This is a genomic window from Paenibacillus sp. (assembly GCF_048976745.1).
Taxonomy (GTDB): Bacteria; Bacillota; Bacilli; order Paenibacillales; family Paenibacillaceae; genus Paenibacillus.
On the sequence record NZ_JBHGUU010000004.1, the window covers coordinates 397,011 to 415,824 of the forward strand.

The window sequence follows — 18,814 nt, forward strand, 5'->3', positions numbered from 1 at the left end:
AATTAGCAAAGGTGTACTGTTGCCAACGGGCAGCAGTACACCTTTTTTGGTTTTTTTCATAACCATTCTCACATCAACTTGAACATTTTTCCCCCACGTATCCCTTTATAAGGTTGCATACGGTTCCCTTCCCCCATCTCGGGAACACAATCCAGCAGGTTTAATTGAGAACAATACGAAATATCATGAATCCTGCCTAACTTTTCAAGCCTTCGTCCGCTAACAGATCTCTGCACCAGATCCGGGATGCTCTCCTGACTTTGGGATACCGCTTGATGAAGCAATATGCCGAGGTCGTTTAGTTGGAGGGGAGTAAAGGATTGACGCTGCAGTTCGTCAATGATACATCCAGCACACAAGCCGTCCTCCAGAGCAAATTCATCCTGGTTCCCCGCACATAACAGCAATACATCTCGTTGAAGTTCACATAGAACTGCTGCAACAGCCTGCACATTGAGTAATGAACCTGCGAATACATGTTTTCCCCTGGAAGCCTTGATCAAGGCCCGGGTTCCATCGGTTGTGGTAAGAATGATTGTTTTATCTGCAATGCCTGCGGTCATATATTCATAGGGTGAATTCCCCATCTCGAATCCGGTGATTTTTTTGTCAAAACGCTCCCCGCCTCGAATGCAATCTTTCACTTCCATTTGTTTGGCTTGTGGAACCGTCTCTACGGCAATCACAGCCGCAGCGTCATGCGCCAGAGCCGTAACAATCGTACTGGTCGTACACAATACATCAATGACCACTGCACTTCGCCCTGCAATATCAATGGTACGTACTTCATTCACATTGCCTATCACATCAACTCGCACTCCCCAACATCTCCTTTCTGTATCTGGGGATCGGTAGTTCAATTTTGAACCGGAATGGAACTGACCTATCTGCGATTAGTATATGCATGCACATATAGACGGGTGCCTAGAACAGAAGGTGGATCTATGGTTTCAACTCTCAACTGTATTCTGAAGAATTGATAGATTTCAGCGTCATAAATTAAATGTACAGGCATAAACTTGAGATATGAACAAGCGTCAGAAGTGTGAAGCAAATGATCTCAAGGTTGGAGGAGCCGACTCATGAAGGTGAACTGGAAGGAACTTTTTCCGGAACCAATCCGAACCATTCTCGGAAGAATGCCGCCCGCTCTATTGGAACAAGTGGAGGAAGTACGTATTCGTGAAGGCAGACCTCTGGAGATTAATGCAGACAACACATACCACTTCCTGACACCTCAAGGTTGTCCAACCGGGAATCCTGAAGAAGCGTATGTTCCTCAGAAAGAAGTGACGCACAGGTTGCTGGACCTGATCAGTAACCATTCACTCTATACATTGGAAGAGGAACTGCGCAAAGGGTTCATCACCATCCCAGGCGGACACCGAATTGGACTTGCTGGCCGAACGGTACTCAGCGGTGGGCGTGTCGAATACCTGCGCGACATCAACGGCTTTAACGTTCGGATAGCGCGTGAGGTACATGGAGTGGCTGATCGTATCCTTCCTTATCTTCTGGATATGAAGAGCGGACAGGTCCTGCACACATTGATCCTTTCGCCACCACAACAAGGGAAAACGACGTTGCTGCGAGATCTGGCGAGACAAATTAGCAGTGGTACAAAACTTACTGGGGGCAATGAACTGGTTCAAGGAATACGTCCGCGTCTGAAAGTGGGCATTGTGGATGAAAGGTCCGAAATCGCGGGTAGCTACAAAGGAGTACCTGGCTTCGACGTAGGTCCCCGCACAGATGTGATGGACGGTTGTCCAAAGGCTGAGGGCATGATGATGATGCTTCGCTCCATGTCGCCCGATGTCCTGATTGTGGATGAGATCGGTCGTCCGGAGGATGCAGAGGCGGTGATGGAAGCCCTGCATGCAGGAGTCTCTGTGATCGCGACTGCTCATGGCCGTGACCTATCGGAGTTGTCGGCCAGGCCCGCCCTCAGAACTTTAATTACGGAGCAGATGTTTCAACGATATGTCCAGCTGCAACGGACGAGCCGCGGCATGACCTTTCGGCTGGCTGATGGCAAAATGCGTGGATTGCAGCAGACCGGAGCAGGAGGTGAAGCCTTTGGTTAACATGCTTGGTGCAGTACTCATTCTGTTAGCCAGCACCCTCGCCGGTTTTTATAAGGCCAGACAGTATGCATTAAGACCGAGACAGTTGCGAGAACTCATTGCAGCCCTCCAGCGACTAATGACGGAGATTAACTATGGTCTCACTCCCCTTCCCGATGCCATGGGCAAGATGGGAGCCCAGACCAAAGAACCTGTAAAGACGCTGTTCCTTCATGCAGCCACACAGATGGAACCTCCCCATGGACTCACTGCCCGGGAAAGTCTTCAGTCAGGCGTGGATCTGGCGTGGGGAAGATCGGCCATGAAGGCTGACGAGCGGGAAGTCATGCTGCAATTAAGCTTCAGCCTTGGCACAAGTGACCGTCAGGATCAGACCAAACATATATCGTTAGCCATTCAACAACTAATGCATGAGGAATCCCGTGCCCAGGCCGATCAAATGAAATATGAACGAATGAGCCGAAGCCTCGGGATGCTTGTCGGAGCGTTAATCGTCATTCTGATCTTCTGAAATAGCCGGGATAGTGAGGTGCCAAGGTCATGAATTTAGAAGTGAACGCAATCTTTCAAATTGCGGGTATCGGGATCATCATTGCCATGATTCACACGGTACTGAAACAAATGGGAAAGGAAGATATGGCTCACTGGGTGACCGTAATCGGATTTGTCGTTGTATTGTTCATGGTGGTCCGTATGCTGGACAGCCTGCTACAAGAGATCAAATCGATATTTCTTTTTCAATGAAAAACGGTCATGAAGCCGGATGGTGGTGACCTGTGGAAATTATCCAAGTTGTAGGTTTGGCGCTCATCGCTACAGTGCTCATTCTGGTCATTAAGGAACAGAAACCGATGTTTGCCTTTCTGATTGCTGCTGCGACCGGCATTGTCATCTTCATGTTGTTAATTGGCAAGATCGGTGCAGTCATCGAAGTGTTGAAGCGGCTTGCCGAGAATTCAGGCATGGAAAGTATTTATCTGAAAACGGTGCTGAAAATTATTGGCATAGCGTACATTGCCGAATTTGGCGCACAGATTGTCAGGGATGCGGGCCAGGAGAGCATTGCGTCCAAGATTGAACTGGCTGGTAAGGTATTGATCCTAGTGCTTGCTATACCGATCATCAGCATTATTATCGAAACCGTCATGAAGCTGATGCCGGTGTAGAAGGGGCGTGCGGACTTCATATGAAATCAATGCATCATAAGCCGCAGTGGCGCCTTACGGTTGTGCTGATGCTCTGTTTTCTGTTTGGTATCCTGGGACAGGTTACTGCGACCTCGCCTTCCGGTGAGTGGATGAAGCAGCAGGCCGATCAGCTTCCCAAGGATCAGGTGGAGAAATACTGGGATCAACTGATGCAACAATACGGTGGTTTCTTCCCGGATGGGAAGACCCCTTCCTTTATGGATATGTTAATCCCCGGCAATGAAGGGTTCAGCCTGAAATCGGTATTTGTAGCGATAGGAACCTTCATGCTGCATGAAATTTTATATAATGGCAAGCTTCTGGTCACGATTGTGATGTTAAGTGTACTCAGCATGATTCTGGAGACTCTTCAGACCGCATTTGAGAAAAATAATATTAGCAAAATCGCCTATTCCATCTGTTATATGGTCATCATCATCATTGCAATCAACAGCTTCAGTGTGGCGATTGGATACGCCAAGGATGCCATAACCGGCATGATCAACTTCATGATGGCCATGGTTCCCTTGTTATTCACACTGCTTGCATCCATGGGGAATGTTATCACCGTCTCTGTGACACATCCACTCATCATTTTCATGATTCATCTGGTGAGTACATTGATTCACTTGCTGGTATTCCCGTTACTCTTCTTCTCAGCTGTTCTGCATCTCGTCAGTTCTTTGTCTGATAAGTACAAGCTGACACAGTTAGCAGACCTCCTGCGCAATATTAGTGTGGCACTGCTGGGTATCCTGCTGACGATGTTTTTGGGTGTAATCTCCGTTCAGGGAGCATCGGGATCGGTTGCGGATGGAGTCAGCCTGAAGGCCGCCAAATACATTGCAGGCAACTTTGTCCCTGTTGTGGGCAGAACATTTGCGGATGCGACGGATACGGTAATCACAGCTTCTCTACTTGTCAAAAATGCAATTGGACTCACCGGGGTGATCATCATTTTGTTTCTATGTGCCTTTCCGGCACTCAAGATCCTGGCTCTTGCCTTGATATACAACGTTACCGGTGCCATTATGCAACCGCTAGGAGACACCCCGATTGTAGGATGCCTGCAGGCCATCGGCAAGAGCATGATTTACGTATTTGCGGCGCTTGCAGCCGTCGGACTGATGTTTTTTCTGGCAATAACCATCCTGCTGACCGCAGGGAATCTGACTGTCATGATGCGCTGAATGTATGTTGGCAAGAAAGGGGATGGAAAGGATGGGGTGGCTGAGCAACTGGCTCCAGGAATTGATTATGATTGTTCTGCTGGCGACTTTCGTGGATATGCTGTTGCCCAATCGATCCATGGAACGTTATGTCAAGCTTGTGCTGAGCCTTCTCATCCTGCTGACCCTTTTATCACCCATAACCAAGCTGCTCAAAAGTGATCCGGTTGGCGAACTGAAACGGGCCATGTCTGCGATGGATGCTCCATCGGATGGCAATGCAACACTTGAACAGATTTTGGCTCAGGGCAAGCGGCTGCAAGCGGGTGAACAGGAACAATCCCTGCAATGGACAGCGAAAGAACTGGCTAACGTCATGAAAGGCCAGATTGAAGAAACAACAGGAGCAAGGGTTCAATCCGTAGAGGTACAGCTGGCGATGAGCAAATATGAAACCGAGATGGAAGCTGCCTCATCAGTCGAACTGCCAGTGATCCAGCGTGTGTTGGTCGAGATGGCAGGAGAGGGTGCTGAAGGAGAAGTGAAGTCAAGGCAACAAGGAGTCGCTGCCAATACACAACCCATATTCGGAACAGACACAGAAGCTGAGAAGAATGAAGCATCTGAAACATCTCAATTACAGCAGCCTATCCAGATCGGTCAGATTGAAGTGCCTGATGTACAGATTGATGTGAGTAAAGGGCAGCCTGATGAAAATGAAGCGTCTTCCGAGCCTGTTATACGTGATCAGGCAGATGAGACTAAGCAACAAGGTGAGACTTCCACAAGGTCCGAACATGCGGTGCAGATTATTACATTGTTGACTGAAAAGTGGGATGTTGATGCGAACAAAGTTCAAGTGAAAGAACCGAAAAGTGCTGAAGTTCTGTGAGAAGGAGGGTGTCCGATGAAGCAATGGTTCAAAAAGATGGAAACCTGGATGGGTGGCGGAGAGGGGGGAGCAAGGAGGAATCAAACCTTCCGCTGGCTGATTATCCTCGGTTTGATCGGCGTGGGAATCATGCTGTTCAATTCCTTCGTTAATGTCAAAAAAATTGATTCCGAAAATATCGGTCGGGAACCACCGGACCCGACAACATCCATGGCCTCCATACAGAGTGACCCGTCGGAACAGAATCCTTTCCAGGCGATCGAAATTGCATTTGAAGACAAAATCAAAGGTGTGCTGGAAAACATTGTTGGTGTGGGAACGGTTGATGTGATGGTTACCGTGGATTCCACAGAAGAACTGGTCGTTCAGCGAAATGTGAAAGATTCTCAGCAACTTACCGAAGAAACTGATGCTAGCGGGGGCAAGCGGCATATGACGCAATATACCCGTGATGGCGAGATCATTACGTACGAAGTTTCAGGGGATCAGACACCGATCGTGACCAAGAAGCTTAAACCGCAGATCCGTGGTGTGCTTGTGGTTGCGAGGGGTGCAGAGAACAAGGTTGTGAAGGACCTGATAACCGATGCTGTGGAAAAAGGACTGAATGTGGCAGCCTACCGGATCTCGGTTGTACCGCGCAAACAAGACTAATTTGGTTTGTTGAATCACATGATTCAATTCTCATAAGATTGAAGCCAATTTGAGGAGGAAGTTCTAATGAATAACAAACGTCAAACGGTATGGCTCGTTTCCATGCTGAGTCTGATGGTCATTTTGTCCGCGTATTATCTGTTCACTGAGGATTCCGGTCCAATCAACGCGCCAGTGGCTGATAGTCAGCAAGTCGATGGAATGAAGCAGGGGGAAGCGAAGGAGACGGCAGGCATTCTTGATCCTACAGAAGGTTTGGTTGTGAATGAAGTAGTGAATAGCGGCGAAGTTGAAAGTAATCCAAGTGCGTCTGGCGCTGTGGAAGAACCAGCGGCTACGGAAGGTAAAGAAGCTGGAAATACAGAGAAAACACCTGCTGTTGAACCAAGTGAGAATAAGGGTGAAGCAGGCAAAGAAACCGACAAAGGGGCAGCAGCTACACCGGAGACAGACGGTCAGGCGGCGGGCACTGCAACCAAGACAGATGAGGAAGTCCTCAAGGAAATGGAAGAGCAGAATACAGCCGCATCTGCGAGCAGCCAGTTCCAGAACTACCAATGGCAGCGTGAAGAGAGCAATAATCGTAAGTATGAGGAACTGATGACTGTGGCAGGTGACTTGAGTAAAACACCAGAGGAGAATGCCAAAGCAACGGAGCAGCTCCGTACACTGGAAGAAAAAGAAGCCAAAATCACAGGCATTGAGGAGACACTCTCCCAACAGTTCGCCAATGCGATCGTTCAAGAAGACGCCGACAAGTATAAAGTTGTGGTCCTTAGTGACAAACTGGATGTAAAACAGGCAGTATCGATTGTGGATCTGGTGATGAAAGAATTGGCGGTTTCACAGAACAAAATCAGTGTGCAATACGTCACAGAGCAGTAATCCAAATCATGGAAAAGCAGTCCCGGGAGCTGGTTCCACTCTCGGGCTCTTTCCATTTTTAATGATTATGATATAATACATAAAGCCATATGACCGTCCTAGTGAGACTGGCATGATGCCGAAGGAGTGAATAATGGAAATGTTTAAATTGAGTGAAATCAAAGAACTGATTAAACTGGTAGATGAAAGTTCCGTTCAAGAGTTGGAAATTGAAAATGAAGGATCACGGTTATCGATCCGCAAACCGGGCAAAACGGAGTATGTTCAGGCAGCTGCTGTGCAACCGCAAATGATTGCTGCTCCGCAAGTACAGCCGGCAGCAGTGGTAAGTGAAGCTGCACCGCAGGTCGATACTACAAGTCATTTACATAAAATTGTATCTCCTATGGTAGGTACTTTTTACAGAGCTTCCTCGCCGGAAGCGGGTCCTTTTGTGAGCGCAGGTGATAAAGTTGTTGAGAAAACAACGGTATGTATCATCGAAGCCATGAAGCTGATGAACGAGCTTGATGCTGACATCAAGGGAGAGATCGTTGAAGTGCTGGTTGAGAACGGACAGCTGGTCGAGTATGGGCAGCCCCTTTTCCTGGTGAAACCGGAATAACCGTTATAGCTGGTTAACAGCTAACCGCATGAGCTTCGAAGGAGGACAAAACGAAATGAAATTTCAAAAAATACTGATTGCGAACCGTGGAGAGATTGCGGTACGTATTATTCGTGCCTGCCGTGAAATCGGCATCTCAACGGTAGCCGTCTATTCGGAAGCGGACAAGGATTCTCTGCATGTTCGCCTTGCAGATGAGGCTTACTGTATCGGACCGACACTGTCCAAGGACAGTTATCTGAACTTCACCAACCTGATGAGTGTAGCTACTTTGACGGAATGTGATGCAATCCACCCTGGATACGGTTTTTTGGCTGAGAATGCTGACTTTGCAGAAATCTGTGGTTCCTGCAACATTACATTCATCGGGCCTTCACCCGAAGCCATTACCAAAATGGGAGACAAGGCTGTTGCCAAGCAGACGATGAAAGATGCAGGAGTGCCTGTTATTCCTGGATCAGACGGCCTTGTTGAAAATATGGATGAAGCCATCATGATTGCTAGAGATATCGGATATCCGATCATTATCAAAGCGACTGCTGGTGGCGGAGGTAAGGGAATTCGTATTGCCGAAGATGAAGAAACGCTGATTAAGCAGATTACCGCTGCTCAGCAGGAAGCACAAAAGGCATTTGGTAATGCAGGTGTGTATCTGGAGAAATTCCTGACAGGCATGAAACACGTGGAGATTCAGATCATTGCCGATAAACACGGAAATGCTGTGCATCTGGGCGAGCGTGATTGTTCTGTACAGCGTCGTCGCCAGAAACTAGTTGAAGAAGCGCCTTGTCCGATAATTAATGAAGAAGTGCGTACTTTAATGGGTGAAGCAGCAGTCCGGGCAGCCCTTGCAGTGGATTACTCGGGAGCGGGCACATTGGAGTTCCTGCTCAGCCCGAATGGCGAGTTCTATTTCATGGAGATGAATACACGTATTCAGGTAGAGCACCCGGTAACTGAGATGGTTACTGGCGTGGATCTGATCCGTGAGATGATCTCGGTAGCCGAAGGAAACCCACTCTCATTCCGTCAGGAAGATGTGGTTATCAATGGTTGGTCCATTGAATGTCGTATCAATGCAGAAGATCCGGACCGTAACTTTATGCCATCACCAGGCAAAATCGGATTCTACCTTGCACCAGGAGGTCCTGGTGTTCGTGTGGACAGTGCTGCTTATCCGGGTTATACCATTTCACCTTTTTATGACTCCATGATCGCAAAATTGATTGTGTGGGGAGCGAATCGAGAAGAGGCGATTGCCAAGATGAAGCGTGCGCTTGGGGAATTTGCGATTGAAGGCATATCTACAACCATTCCTTTCCATCAGAAATTGCTGGAGCACCCAACGTTCATTCGGGGTGACTTTGATATCAAATTTCTTGAGGAAAACGAGATTTAAAAGGTATATTGGGCTTGTTTGTCATAATGTAGCCCAAATGATATAGTATGTAATAATAAGAGCGCATGTCTCCTGCAAAGGATAAGCCCGCACCTCGCGGATGTTTGCAGGAGTTCCGGTAAAGCCGGACCGGAAGGGTTCTGAAGGTTGTATAACCTGAGTCCAGCGCCCTGACGGATGGCCGCAAACTTATCTCGCGAAAGGTGTGTTGAACAGTTATGAGTACACTACCGACTGAATTTGAACGAACGGATATCGGTGAAATCCAGATCGCACCTGAAGTTATTGAAGTGATTGCTGGATTGGCAACCCTTGAAGTGAAAGGTGTTGCAGGCATGAGTGGTGGATTCGCTGGCGGATTTGCTGAATTGCTTGGTCGCAAAAACCTTTCCAAAGGCGTTAAAGTTGAAGTGGGACAACGTGAAGCTGCAGTTGATGTTTCCGTAATTATTGAGTACGGATACCGTCTGCCACAGGTGGCTACGGAGATTCAACAGAACGTGAAACGTTCCATTGAGAACATGACAGGATTGAATGTGAATGAAGTGAATGTGCACATTCATGACGTTCAGTTCAAGAGCACCGAGAAAGTGGAAGAGATCGACCTGAACAGTCAACGTGTAAAATAAAAGAAGACAGATTCCCCCGGCATCTTCTGCCGGGGGTTATCCCCGTCTTGGACAGGTCTTCATGATAGCGAAAGCTAATTGACGATCTGATTTTTGCTAGTGAGCAGGTTAAGTCATGTTAGTGAGCAAGGGAGGCTGTGCAGTTCGTGGCTAAAATACTGGATCGGCTTCTGTTGTTTATATACAGCATAAGCGTTGGAGCAATATCGGCAGCCGTCATTCTTCTGATCAGCGGTGTGCTGCCTTACGAATTGAATTATCAGCAGGAACAAAACGTTATTGTTGCGTCGGTTATTGCAGCAGCGATTTTGTTTATCCTGAGTTTGCGGTTTTTCTACATCTCGGTTCGGCGTGAGCGTGCATCGTTGCCGTCTGTAGATCAACGTACTGAGTTTGGTGATGTACAGATTTCGATGGAGACGATTGAGAATCTCTGTTTGAAGGCGACTTCCCGTTTTCGGGGAGTACGTGATGTCAAGGCACGTATACGCGTGGTTGAGTCAGGACTGGAGATTATGATTCGTGCGGTAGTGGATGGCGAGACACCTATTCCTGCGCTGACTTCTGATCTGCAAAAGGCGATACATGATCATGTACAAGAGATTACGGGCATCCCGGTTTCTTTTGTCACGGTGTATATCGCTAATGTAACCCAGTCGCCTAACTACAAGAGTCGAGTGGAATGAGGTGAGTTTCACTGATGCTGTGGAAAGAGATTTGGGATAGTCACAGAGGCCGAATTACCGGAATTATCGGCGGCATCTTTTTTGGATTTCTTTATGTATGGATCGGTTTTTGGGATATGTTGTTCTTTGCACTCTTGGTGTTCATCGGTTATACGTTAGGCAGACGAAGCGATTCGAAGCTGGTTTCGTCCATTCCCTGGAGGGAGTGGGGACAATGGCTGGGCGATCGCTGGCGTCCGTTTAAGTGACCTACCTGAACCCTGCAATATGTTTCTTCCGAAAATAGAGCTGTAGTTTAGGTTGCCCGTTTTTTGGAGGAAACGTATTGCAGGTTTTTTTGTGAAAAGGGATAACAATAACAATACCGTGGAAGCCATTGGTCAATCCATTAAAGGATTTGATGAGATGGTTGCATGGATTATAAAATAAGCATGATGACGCTCCAAAAGGAGCGCTGCAGGAGGCAGGACATGAAAAGACGTTTGGCAAGGGAAATTGCAGTACAAAGTCTGTATCAGATGGAAATGAATGAGGTGGGTGCAGCAGAAGCTGTAAACATGTTGATCAATGAAGCCGCTGAAGATAATGAAACCGAAGTGGTTATCCGCGATGCAGATGTAATGCGTACTTATGTTACTGAGATGGTACAAGGCGCTTGGAACAATAAGGAAGCAATTGACGGATTGCTCGTGGATTATTTGAAAGGTTGGCAGATCAGCCGTCTTTCGCGTGTAGATCGCCAGATTCTACGACTGTCTACGTATGAAATGGTGTTCCGTGATGACATTCCGGCAAAGGTATCCGTCAATGAAGCGATTGAACTGTCCAAATATTTTGGTACAGAAGAATCCGGCAAGTTTGTCAATGGTGTACTTGGACGCATGATTCAGGAAGTTGACGCCATTAAAGCAAATTTGTCTTAAGTTATGATTAATTATAGTGTGTGTTCAAAAAGACCGGTTTTCGGTATCCTTCTTAATCAAAAGCGGGCTTTTTGAACAACCTCTAAATTTATATTCACATAAGGGAGAGAGAGTACAATGACAGCATCTATTATTAACGGTAAAGAAGTATCCCAAGAGATCCGCGCAAGCATGACAGCAGAAGTAAAACAGCTTAGCGAACAGGGGGTCATACCTGGTCTGGCTGTTGTGCTCGTCGGGGAAGATCCGGCATCCCAAGTATATGTGCGTAATAAAGAAAAAGCATGTCACGACCTCGGTTTCTACTCCGAAGTGCATCGCTTGGATGCAGATACGTCCCAAGAAGATCTGCTTGCGCTGGTGGACAAGCTGAACAATCAACAATCCATTAACGGAATCTTGGTTCAGCTCCCACTGCCGAAACATATCGAAGAGAAAGCGGTTATTGACGCAATTGCCGTGGATAAAGACGTAGACGGATTCCATCCAGTCAATGTTGGTAATCTCGTCATTGGAGACGATAGTCTGCTTCCATGTACCCCGGCGGGTGTCATTGAACTGATCAAGCGCACTGGATTGGAAATGTCCGGTAAACATGCGGTGGTTATCGGAAGAAGTAACATCGTTGGCAAACCGGTGTCGCTGTTGCTCCAACGTGAGAATGCAACAGTAACCATGTGTCACTCTCGTACTGCCAACATGAAAGAAATTACGCGTCAGGCGGATATTTTGGTGGTAGCCATCGGTCGTGCCAATTTTGTGGATGCTGATTTTGTAAAACCGGGTGCTGTGGTTATCGATGTTGGCATGAACCGTTTGGAGAATGGCAAACTGGCAGGAGACGTTGATTTCGAGAGTGTGAAAGAAGTTTCTGGTCCAATTACACCGGTTCCAGGTGGTGTTGGTCCGATGACAATCACAATGCTGATGCAAAATACATTGATCGCTGCCAAGCGCGCTCACGGATTGGCCTAGGGTTCTGTCTGTGGCAGATCAAAAGATCTACTCCATCAAAGACCTGAACCGATATATTCGAATGAAACTGGAATCGGATCAGGTCCTGTCGGACGTTTGGCTACGCGGGGAGATTTCGAACTTCACACATCACTCCAGCGGCCATATGTATTTTACATTGAAGGACAAGGACAGCCGGATTAAGTCGATTATGTTTGCTTCTCATAACCAGCGATTACCCTTTGTACCGAAGGAGGGTGCAAGGGTTATTGCCCGTGGTAATGTCTCGGTGTATGAACGGGATGGGCAGTATCAATTCTACGCTACCCATATGCAACCGGACGGGATCGGAAGTTTGTATCTGGCTTACGAACAGCTGAAGAAAAAGCTGGAGGATGAAGGGTTATTTTCACCTTCGCGCAAAAGAGAGATTCCGCGTTATCCACAGACCATCGGGGTTGTAACTTCACCGACGGGAGCAGCGGTACGGGACATCATGATTACACTCCAGCGTCGATATCCTTCTGCCAAAGTGGTTTTGTATCCTGTTCTGGTCCAAGGCAAAGGTGCTGCGCCTTCCATTGTTAAGGCGATTGGCAACTTGAACCGGATGGGAGAGGCCGATGTACTTATTGTTGGACGCGGAGGCGGTTCACTGGAGGAATTGTGGGCCTTCAATGAGGAGATTGTGGCAAGAGCAATAGTCGCTTCGGATATCCCAGTCATTTCTGCAGTTGGGCACGAAACGGACTTTACCATTGCCGATTTTGCAGCCGATTTGCGTGCGGCTACGCCAACAGCTGCTGCTGAGCTAGCTGTACCTAATCGAGCTGAGTTGCTCGATCAGATCGGACAACGTCAGCGCCAGTTACAACACAGCTTGCGTCAACGCGCTGTACATAATCGTGAACGGCTCGCAAGATTGCAGCGTTCGCCGGTACTTGTTCATCCAAGACGTACTTTGATGCAACACACGGAACGACTGGATATGATGCATCAGCGGTTATTGAGAACAGTGGATACGCGTATGAAATGGACGGGAGAGAAGCAGGAGCGTCTTCGGGCGGCACTGCAACGATTCAATCCTCGTGATCAGGTTAATGCAGCACGCCGAGAGAATGCGGCAGCACGCAGACAACTGGAACTTGCGATCAGATCCATAACCAGATCAAAGCAGCAACAGTGGAAATCATCAGTGCGGCATCTGGATGCGCTTAGCCCGCTTAAAGTCATGTCACGTGGATATAGCTTGGTCTATGACGAGCAGGAACAGCGATTGATCAAGTCAACGAAGGATGTACAACCTGGAGATTCGATTAAGATTAAATTAACAGACGGACAGCTGGACTGTCAGGTTTGGGGAATGAAGGAGGACGACAATACCCATGGCGAATGAACCGGAATTGAATTTTGAAGAAGCAATGGCGGCATTGGAAGACATCGTAGGTCAGCTTGAGCATGGTGATGTTCCGTTGGAACAGGCCATCGATCTGTTTCAACGCGGGATGAAACTTTCGCAACTTTGCGGTCTGAAGCTGGAACAAGTGGAACGTAAGATCGAGATGATCGTAGAAGAAGATGGAGAGCTTCGCAAGAAGCCTTTCGGAACTGCTGACGATGAGAGCGGTGAAGTCCATGAGTAATCGTCCTTCGTTTCAAGCATACCTCGAGGAGGTCACAGCTGAGGTGACAGAAGCGTTGAAACATACGCTTCCCGATCACTGGGATGTACCCCAATCGCTGACAGATGCGATGCAGTATTCACTTATGGCCGGAGGCAAACGCCTTCGTCCTCTTCTGGTCGTTGCTGCGGCGGAAGCCTTCGGTGCACAGCGTACAGCTGCAATGCCGGTAGCCTGCGCCGTGGAGATGGTTCATACGTACTCACTGATCCACGACGACCTGCCTGCTATGGATAATGATGATTATCGCAGGGGAAAATTAACGAATCATAAGGTTTATGGTGAAGCAACAGCCATACTGGCAGGCGATGCGCTGTTAACCCATGCTTTTTATAGTATTGTTCAAGCTGGACGCCGTAGTGGTGTGGCGGCAGATGCATTGCTGTCCATCGTAGAGGATATGTCCGAACTCGCTGGAGCAAGAGGTATGGTAGGCGGCCAAGTTGCGGATATGGAAGGCGAGCAAGGCATGACTGATCTTGCACAACTCCAATACATTCATTTACACAAAACGGGTGATTTGATTGTTTTCTCTCTCATAGCCGGAGCACGAATCGGAGGAGCAACGGAAGGACAATTGGAAGCCTTGCGTGTGTTTGGCCGTGATCTTGGCCTGGCGTTCCAGATTCAGGACGATATTCTCGACCTGACGGGCGACGAGCAGAAGATGGGCAAGAAAACACAAAGCGATGTGAATCAGCAGAAGGTAACGTACCCTTATTTTATTGGTATGGAGGCTTCTGTAAACGAAGTAAAATCTCTTACCCAATCTGCAAAAGACGCACTTGAAAGAGCCGAGTTACCTGATGCATCCCGATTGCTGGAGATTGCAGATTATCTGATGCGTCGTGACCATTAGATCTGACAGAACGGGCTGTTTCAAAACCTATACAACCGTGTAATAAATGTAATGTCCTTTTTCTGAGTGGATAGAAAAAGTCTGTCCCGAGTGGATGCGGGAATACATATGGAGAAGAATTCTAAATAACTTGCTGGCGAGAATGCTCGTTATCGGGAGTATAGTGCAGTAAATTATGATTCTTGTTCTTTTATGTTATAATGATTTAATGTTATTTGATTCATAATGTATATATCGATTTACAACAACTAAACAATCTAGGAAAGCGGGGAGATTCTCGTGCTGCTTCCACAAATTAAACAACCCAGTGATCTAAAGTCGATGTCTCAGGATGATCTTGCCCTTTTGTCGGCAGAGATCCGGCAGTTTCTGATTGAGAAACTGTCCGTTACAGGTGGGCATCTCGCACCCAACTTAGGCGTGGTTGAGCTCACGGTAGCCCTGCATTACTGCTATAACAGTCCAGCAGACAAAATGATTTTTGATGTAGGGCATCAGGCTTATGTGCACAAAGTTCTGACAGGGCGTATGGATCGCTTTGATACATTGCGTCAACATAACGGCCTGTGCGGTTTTGTTAAACGCAACGAAAGTGAACATGATGTATGGGAAGCTGGACACAGCAGCACTTCATTGTCCGCTGCGATGGGTATGGCTCTTGCACGTGATCTTAAGGGTGAGGACAACCAAGTTATCGCGATGATTGGTGATGGAGCGCTTACAGGTGGTATGGCTTTTGAGGCTCTGAATCATATCGGTCATGAGCAGAGAAAACTGATGGTTATTCTAAATGATAATGAAATGTCCATTGCTCCAAACGTTGGGGCCATGCATAAATATTTGAGCAAAATTCGTTCGGATCGTCATTATCTGAAAGCGAAAGATGATGTCGAGGGAATGCTTAAAAAAATTCCTGCAATTGGAGATCGGTTGGCCAAATCGGCAAGCTGGATCAAAGACAGTGTCAAATATATGATGGTACCAGGTGTTCTTTTTGAAGAACTGGGCTTCACGTATTTGGGACCGATTGATGGGCATGATATTCCCAAGTTGATCGAGACGTTTAAACAGGCGGATAACGTGGATGGTCCAGTCATGGTTCATGTCCTTACTACCAAGGGAAAAGGTTATCAGCCGGCAGAAGCCGATTCGCACAAGTGGCACGGGATTTCTCCGTACAAAATTGAATCCGGGCAAGTGCTGAAAGCAGTCGGAAAACCGATGTACACGGAAGTGTTTGGTCAAACATTGATTGATCTTGCGAAGCAGGATAAGCGGATCGTAGCGGTAACTCCCGCAATGCCTACCGGATCAGGTCTCATTCCTTTTAGTAAGGAATTTCCTGATCGCATGATTGACGTAGGGATAGCAGAACAGCATGCTGCGACCATGTGTGCTGCACTCGCTATGGAAGGTTTGAAGCCGGTCTTCGCTGTGTATTCCACATTTATGCAACGTGCATATGATCAGATTGTGCATGATATTTGTAGACATAACGCGAACGTGATGTTTGCCATTGACCGTGCCGGATTTGTTGGACCGGATGGGGAAACACATCAAGGGGTATACGATGTGGCATTCATGCGCCATATTCCAAATATCGTTCTGATGATGCCAAAAGACGAAAATGAATTGCGTCATATGATGAAGACGGCGCTTGATTATAATGAAGGTCCAATTGCTTACCGTTATCCACGAAACAATGTGGTCGGTGTACCTCTGGATGATGTACTTGTTCCGATTCCAATCGGATCATGGGAGCAACTGCGTCCATCGGAAGGTTATGCTGTCATCGCTTCAGGATCGATGGTGCAGCTTGCAGAAGAAGCAGCGGAGATGGTGAAGCGAGAAGGTATTACAGCAGGTGTAATCAACGCTCGCTTCCTCAAACCTCTTGACGAGCAAATGCTGCGAGATCTGGCTGTTCGAGGAACCAAATTGATTGTACTTGAAGAAGCATCCCAAGCAGGCAGCATGGGTAGTGCAGTTCTGGAGTTTTATGCAGAACAGGGACTGCATGATGTTCATGTACAATTAATGGGGATTCCGGATCGCTTCATTGAGCATGGCAGTATTAAGGAACAACGTGAGGAAGTGGGGCTTACCGTTGAGAATGTATGTGCTGAGCTGCGCAACATGGCTGTTCAATCATCTTACGGTATACCCAAAACACGTTTTCCTTCGTAAATTTACTTGATAGGAGAAAGACATGTCACTCCCGAAAGAACGAATTGATGTTCTGCTGGTTGAGCAGGGCTATTATGAAAGTCGTGAAAAGGCAAAAGCTGCAATCATGGCTGGACTGGTGTATGCCAATAATGAGCCGATCGAAAAGGCGGGCATGAAAATTCCAAGGGAAGCCGAGCTGAAAGTTAAAGGCTCGGTACATCCCTATGTCGGCAGAGGCGGATTGAAGCTCGAAAAAGCGATCCGCCACTTCGGCCTTGATATGAATGGACTGGTCATGCTCGACATTGGTTCATCCACCGGTGGATTTACGGATTGTGCACTACAACATGGCGCTTCTCACGTCTACGCGATTGATGTGGGTTATAATCAGCTTGACTGGTCTTTGCGTAATGATGAGCGGGTTACTGTTATGGAACGAACCAACTTTCGCTATGTGACTCCGGAAGATCTAACGGGACCCGTGCCGAACTTTGCGAGCATTGATGTGTCGTTCATTTCACTGCGAATCATTTTACCGCCACTCCTGGCTCTTTTGAAACAACCTGCAGATATCGTTGCATTGATTAAACCTCAATTTGAGGCAGGACGTGAAAAAGTAGGCAAGTCCGGTGTAGTACGTGATACGAAGGTACACAAGGATGTATTGCAGACGATGCTTCATTTTGCCAGTCAACTTGGTTTGCATCTGCAGAGTTTAACTTTTTCCCCGATAACCGGTGGAGAAGGTAATATAGAATTTCTCGCTCATTGGCGTCTGGAAGAACCAGAGGCAACACAACCAGAGAACGATCCAGCTTTACTTGATGCACTTGCGGAGCAAGTTGCCAAGGAAGCAGCTCATACATTTACGGGAAACTCATCATAAGATGGGTTTCTTTTCGCTGGAAAGGTGATTGGCGTAAAAAGGAAATCGTGAATGAACCTCGAATATGTCTTCGAGGTGAGCGATAATGGATGGTCAATATGACACAATCGTTATAGGTGTACTTGCTGTCTGTTTGATCTTGTGGCTGTTGTTCGGCTTGCGTAGTTGGGTGAACCGACCAATGCCGGTAAGCTTGTCTGGAATGCAATTAAATGTAAAGATTCAGGATTCCCCGGCATTGGACTTGCTTGAAGCACAGGGCTACGAAGTCATCGGTGGCAAGATGAAAGTCCCTCTGGCTTTTGAGGCCAATGAATCCGTTTATTACAGCAGATTATTTATTGATTATGTTGCAGAACGTGAGGATCTCAGATATCTGGTGAAAACGTCTCGTCGCAGACAGCCACTTGAAATGACCGGTCCTGCGCTAAGGGATCGTTTCCTCAATTATCTGTTGTTGTATCCTGGTTGTGAAGGATTGCTGTATGTTGACTTGGAGGATTCCGATATTAAGTTAATCAGGCTCATGGACTATCAGGAAGATGTGTATGATGGGGATGATCTGGATTAATATATAAGAATGAACATTGCAGGGCAAAGTCTGCGGCGAGTTACCATTGCTGCTTTATTGCAATACATTTAACTGGAGGCATGTATGAAAGGACAAAGGCACATCAAGATTCGTGAAATCATTAGTCAAAATGAAATTGAGACCCAGGATGATCTGGTTGAAGCACTGCGCAAATCAGGTTTTCAGGTGACTCAGGCGACGGTATCCCGGGATATCAAGGAGCTTCTGTTAATCAAGATTCCGATGGATGACGGAAGATACAAGTACTCTTTACCGACAGATCAACGATATAATCCGATTCAAAAGTTGAAGCGTGCACTCGTTGACAACTTCCTGCACATTGATCACACCAACAATTTGGTTGTGATGAAATGTTTGCCGGGGACAGCCAACTCCATTGCAGCTTTGCTTGATAATATTGAGTGGAATGAAGTCATGGGGACGATCTGTGGAGATGATACCATTCTGATTATCTGCCGGACTGAAGGTAACAGCGTGACCGTTATTGAACGCATCATGGGTTATATTGCTTAAAGTGCGTGTTCAAAAACATAATTTCTGAGTTAGTCATCCGGAGG

Annotated in this window: 23 protein-coding genes; 22 read left to right on the top strand and 1 reads right to left on the bottom strand. The window is 47.2% G+C overall.

Annotated elements, in window-relative coordinates:
* Positions 1–68: 68 nt before the first annotated feature.
* Positions 69–818: a 2-phosphosulfolactate phosphatase gene (locus tag ACE3K2_RS02600; protein ID WP_421886356.1), complete on the bottom strand. Its 750-nt coding sequence runs from the start codon at positions 816–818 to the stop codon at positions 69–71.
* 264 nt (positions 819–1,082) lie between these two features.
* Here ACE3K2_RS02600 and spoIIIAA point away from each other — a divergent pair, with 264 nt between their 5' ends.
* From spoIIIAA to ahrC, 22 genes are all read left to right on the top strand, one after another.
* On the top strand, positions 1,083–2,087 hold the full coding sequence (gene spoIIIAA, locus ACE3K2_RS02605; protein WP_421886359.1) for a stage III sporulation protein AA: 1,005 nt from the start codon (positions 1,083–1,085) through the stop codon (positions 2,085–2,087).
* Entirely contained in the window at positions 2,080–2,598 is a 519-nt protein-coding gene (gene spoIIIAB / locus ACE3K2_RS02610; RefSeq protein WP_421886362.1) for a stage III sporulation protein SpoIIIAB, read from the top strand. The genes spoIIIAA and spoIIIAB overlap by 8 nt, the downstream gene beginning before the upstream one ends.
* 29 nt (positions 2,599–2,627) lie before the next feature.
* Positions 2,628–2,831, top strand: coding sequence for a stage III sporulation protein AC (gene spoIIIAC, locus ACE3K2_RS02615; RefSeq protein ID WP_017687585.1), 204 nt, complete (start codon positions 2,628–2,630; stop codon positions 2,829–2,831).
* A 32-nt stretch (positions 2,832–2,863) separates the two neighbouring features.
* Positions 2,864–3,253 carry a stage III sporulation protein AD gene (gene spoIIIAD / locus ACE3K2_RS02620; RefSeq protein WP_017687586.1) on the top strand — a complete coding sequence of 130 codons (390 nt, stop codon included), beginning with the start codon at positions 2,864–2,866 and terminating at the stop codon, positions 3,251–3,253.
* Positions 3,254–3,321: 68 nt separating this feature from the next.
* Positions 3,322–4,464, top strand: a complete 1,143-nt coding sequence (spoIIIAE, locus tag ACE3K2_RS02625) for a stage III sporulation protein AE (protein ID WP_421886879.1) — start codon at positions 3,322–3,324, stop codon at positions 4,462–4,464.
* Positions 4,465–4,495: 31 nt separating this feature from the next.
* Complete coding sequence (gene spoIIIAF / locus ACE3K2_RS02630; protein WP_421886366.1) at positions 4,496–5,335, top strand: stage III sporulation protein AF; 840 nt, start codon at positions 4,496–4,498, stop codon at positions 5,333–5,335.
* Between the two features lie 15 nt (positions 5,336–5,350).
* Positions 5,351–5,989 (top strand): stage III sporulation protein AG, encoded by a 639-nt coding sequence (spoIIIAG, locus tag ACE3K2_RS02635; RefSeq protein ID WP_421886369.1) that lies wholly within the window; start codon positions 5,351–5,353, stop codon positions 5,987–5,989.
* Positions 5,990–6,055: 66 nt separating this feature from the next.
* Complete coding sequence (locus tag ACE3K2_RS02640) at positions 6,056–6,874, top strand: SpoIIIAH-like family protein (protein WP_421886372.1); 819 nt, start codon at positions 6,056–6,058, stop codon at positions 6,872–6,874.
* Positions 6,875–7,013: 139 nt separating this feature from the next.
* Entirely contained in the window at positions 7,014–7,478 is a 465-nt protein-coding gene (gene accB, locus ACE3K2_RS02645) for an acetyl-CoA carboxylase biotin carboxyl carrier protein (protein WP_036614903.1), read from the top strand.
* Between the two features lie 55 nt (positions 7,479–7,533).
* Positions 7,534–8,877, top strand: coding sequence for an acetyl-CoA carboxylase biotin carboxylase subunit (gene accC, locus ACE3K2_RS02650; protein WP_421886376.1), 1,344 nt, complete (start codon positions 7,534–7,536; stop codon positions 8,875–8,877).
* A gap of 218 nt (positions 8,878–9,095) precedes the next feature.
* Positions 9,096–9,506, top strand: coding sequence for an Asp23/Gls24 family envelope stress response protein (locus ACE3K2_RS02655; protein WP_017687593.1), 411 nt, complete (start codon positions 9,096–9,098; stop codon positions 9,504–9,506).
* Between the two features lie 146 nt (positions 9,507–9,652).
* A complete protein-coding gene (amaP, locus tag ACE3K2_RS02660; RefSeq protein WP_017687594.1) occupies positions 9,653–10,192 on the top strand; it encodes an alkaline shock response membrane anchor protein AmaP in 540 nt (179 codons plus the stop codon).
* A 14-nt stretch (positions 10,193–10,206) separates the two neighbouring features.
* Positions 10,207–10,440: a DUF2273 domain-containing protein gene (locus ACE3K2_RS02665; RefSeq protein WP_421886379.1), complete on the top strand. Its 234-nt coding sequence runs from the start codon at positions 10,207–10,209 to the stop codon at positions 10,438–10,440.
* 222 nt (positions 10,441–10,662) lie between these two features.
* Complete coding sequence (nusB, locus tag ACE3K2_RS02670) at positions 10,663–11,115, top strand: transcription antitermination factor NusB (protein WP_421886381.1); 453 nt, start codon at positions 10,663–10,665, stop codon at positions 11,113–11,115.
* A 117-nt stretch (positions 11,116–11,232) separates the two neighbouring features.
* Positions 11,233–12,090, top strand: a complete 858-nt coding sequence (gene folD / locus ACE3K2_RS02675; protein ID WP_421886384.1) for a bifunctional methylenetetrahydrofolate dehydrogenase/methenyltetrahydrofolate cyclohydrolase FolD — start codon at positions 11,233–11,235, stop codon at positions 12,088–12,090.
* A 10-nt stretch (positions 12,091–12,100) separates the two neighbouring features.
* A complete protein-coding gene (gene xseA, locus ACE3K2_RS02680; RefSeq protein ID WP_421886387.1) occupies positions 12,101–13,465 on the top strand; it encodes an exodeoxyribonuclease VII large subunit in 1,365 nt (454 codons plus the stop codon).
* Positions 13,455–13,712 (top strand): exodeoxyribonuclease VII small subunit, encoded by a 258-nt coding sequence (gene xseB / locus ACE3K2_RS02685; protein ID WP_017687599.1) that lies wholly within the window; start codon positions 13,455–13,457, stop codon positions 13,710–13,712. The genes xseA and xseB overlap by 11 nt, the downstream gene beginning before the upstream one ends.
* Positions 13,705–14,610, top strand: coding sequence for a polyprenyl synthetase family protein (locus ACE3K2_RS02690; RefSeq protein WP_421886390.1), 906 nt, complete (start codon positions 13,705–13,707; stop codon positions 14,608–14,610). The genes xseB and ACE3K2_RS02690 overlap by 8 nt, the downstream gene beginning before the upstream one ends.
* 279 nt (positions 14,611–14,889) lie before the next feature.
* Complete coding sequence (dxs, locus tag ACE3K2_RS02695; protein ID WP_421886393.1) at positions 14,890–16,797, top strand: 1-deoxy-D-xylulose-5-phosphate synthase; 1,908 nt, start codon at positions 14,890–14,892, stop codon at positions 16,795–16,797.
* A 22-nt stretch (positions 16,798–16,819) separates the two neighbouring features.
* The gene (locus tag ACE3K2_RS02700; protein WP_421886396.1) at positions 16,820–17,665 is read left to right on the top strand and encodes a TlyA family RNA methyltransferase; all 846 of its coding nucleotides are present in this window, start codon (positions 16,820–16,822) and stop codon (positions 17,663–17,665) included.
* 85 nt (positions 17,666–17,750) lie between these two features.
* Positions 17,751–18,236: a hypothetical protein gene (locus ACE3K2_RS02705; protein WP_421886399.1), complete on the top strand. Its 486-nt coding sequence runs from the start codon at positions 17,751–17,753 to the stop codon at positions 18,234–18,236.
* Positions 18,237–18,320: 84 nt separating this feature from the next.
* A complete protein-coding gene (gene ahrC / locus ACE3K2_RS02710; protein ID WP_017687604.1) occupies positions 18,321–18,770 on the top strand; it encodes a transcriptional regulator AhrC/ArgR in 450 nt (149 codons plus the stop codon).
* Positions 18,771–18,814: the final 44 nt, after the last annotated feature.

What these genes read in the sequence shown, in the direction of transcription:
- accB (WP_036614903.1), top strand. Translation starts at nt 7,014, where the DNA reads ATGTTTAAATTGAGTGAAATCAAAGAACTGATTAAACTGGTAGATGAA.
- ACE3K2_RS02690 (WP_421886390.1), top strand. Translation starts at nt 13,705, where the DNA reads ATGAGTAATCGTCCTTCGTTTCAAGCATACCTCGAGGAGGTCACAGCT.
- xseB (WP_017687599.1), top strand. Translation starts at nt 13,455, where the DNA reads ATGGCGAATGAACCGGAATTGAATTTTGAAGAAGCAATGGCGGCATTG.
- ACE3K2_RS02640 (WP_421886372.1), top strand. Translation starts at nt 6,056, where the DNA reads ATGAATAACAAACGTCAAACGGTATGGCTCGTTTCCATGCTGAGTCTG.
- spoIIIAA (WP_421886359.1), top strand. Translation starts at nt 1,083, where the DNA reads ATGAAGGTGAACTGGAAGGAACTTTTTCCGGAACCAATCCGAACCATT.
- ACE3K2_RS02655 (WP_017687593.1), top strand. Translation starts at nt 9,096, where the DNA reads ATGAGTACACTACCGACTGAATTTGAACGAACGGATATCGGTGAAATC.
- ACE3K2_RS02705 (WP_421886399.1), top strand. Translation starts at nt 17,751, where the DNA reads ATGGATGGTCAATATGACACAATCGTTATAGGTGTACTTGCTGTCTGT.
- spoIIIAE (WP_421886879.1), top strand. Translation starts at nt 3,322, where the DNA reads ATGCTCTGTTTTCTGTTTGGTATCCTGGGACAGGTTACTGCGACCTCG.
- folD (WP_421886384.1), top strand. Translation starts at nt 11,233, where the DNA reads ATGACAGCATCTATTATTAACGGTAAAGAAGTATCCCAAGAGATCCGC.
- spoIIIAF (WP_421886366.1), top strand. Translation starts at nt 4,496, where the DNA reads ATGGGGTGGCTGAGCAACTGGCTCCAGGAATTGATTATGATTGTTCTG.
- ACE3K2_RS02665 (WP_421886379.1), top strand. Translation starts at nt 10,207, where the DNA reads ATGCTGTGGAAAGAGATTTGGGATAGTCACAGAGGCCGAATTACCGGA.
- spoIIIAC (WP_017687585.1), top strand. Translation starts at nt 2,628, where the DNA reads ATGAATTTAGAAGTGAACGCAATCTTTCAAATTGCGGGTATCGGGATC.
- ahrC (WP_017687604.1), top strand. Translation starts at nt 18,321, where the DNA reads ATGAAAGGACAAAGGCACATCAAGATTCGTGAAATCATTAGTCAAAAT.
- spoIIIAG (WP_421886369.1), top strand. Translation starts at nt 5,351, where the DNA reads ATGAAGCAATGGTTCAAAAAGATGGAAACCTGGATGGGTGGCGGAGAG.
- ACE3K2_RS02700 (WP_421886396.1), top strand. Translation starts at nt 16,820, where the DNA reads ATGTCACTCCCGAAAGAACGAATTGATGTTCTGCTGGTTGAGCAGGGC.
- accC (WP_421886376.1), top strand. Translation starts at nt 7,534, where the DNA reads ATGAAATTTCAAAAAATACTGATTGCGAACCGTGGAGAGATTGCGGTA.
- nusB (WP_421886381.1), top strand. Translation starts at nt 10,663, where the DNA reads ATGAAAAGACGTTTGGCAAGGGAAATTGCAGTACAAAGTCTGTATCAG.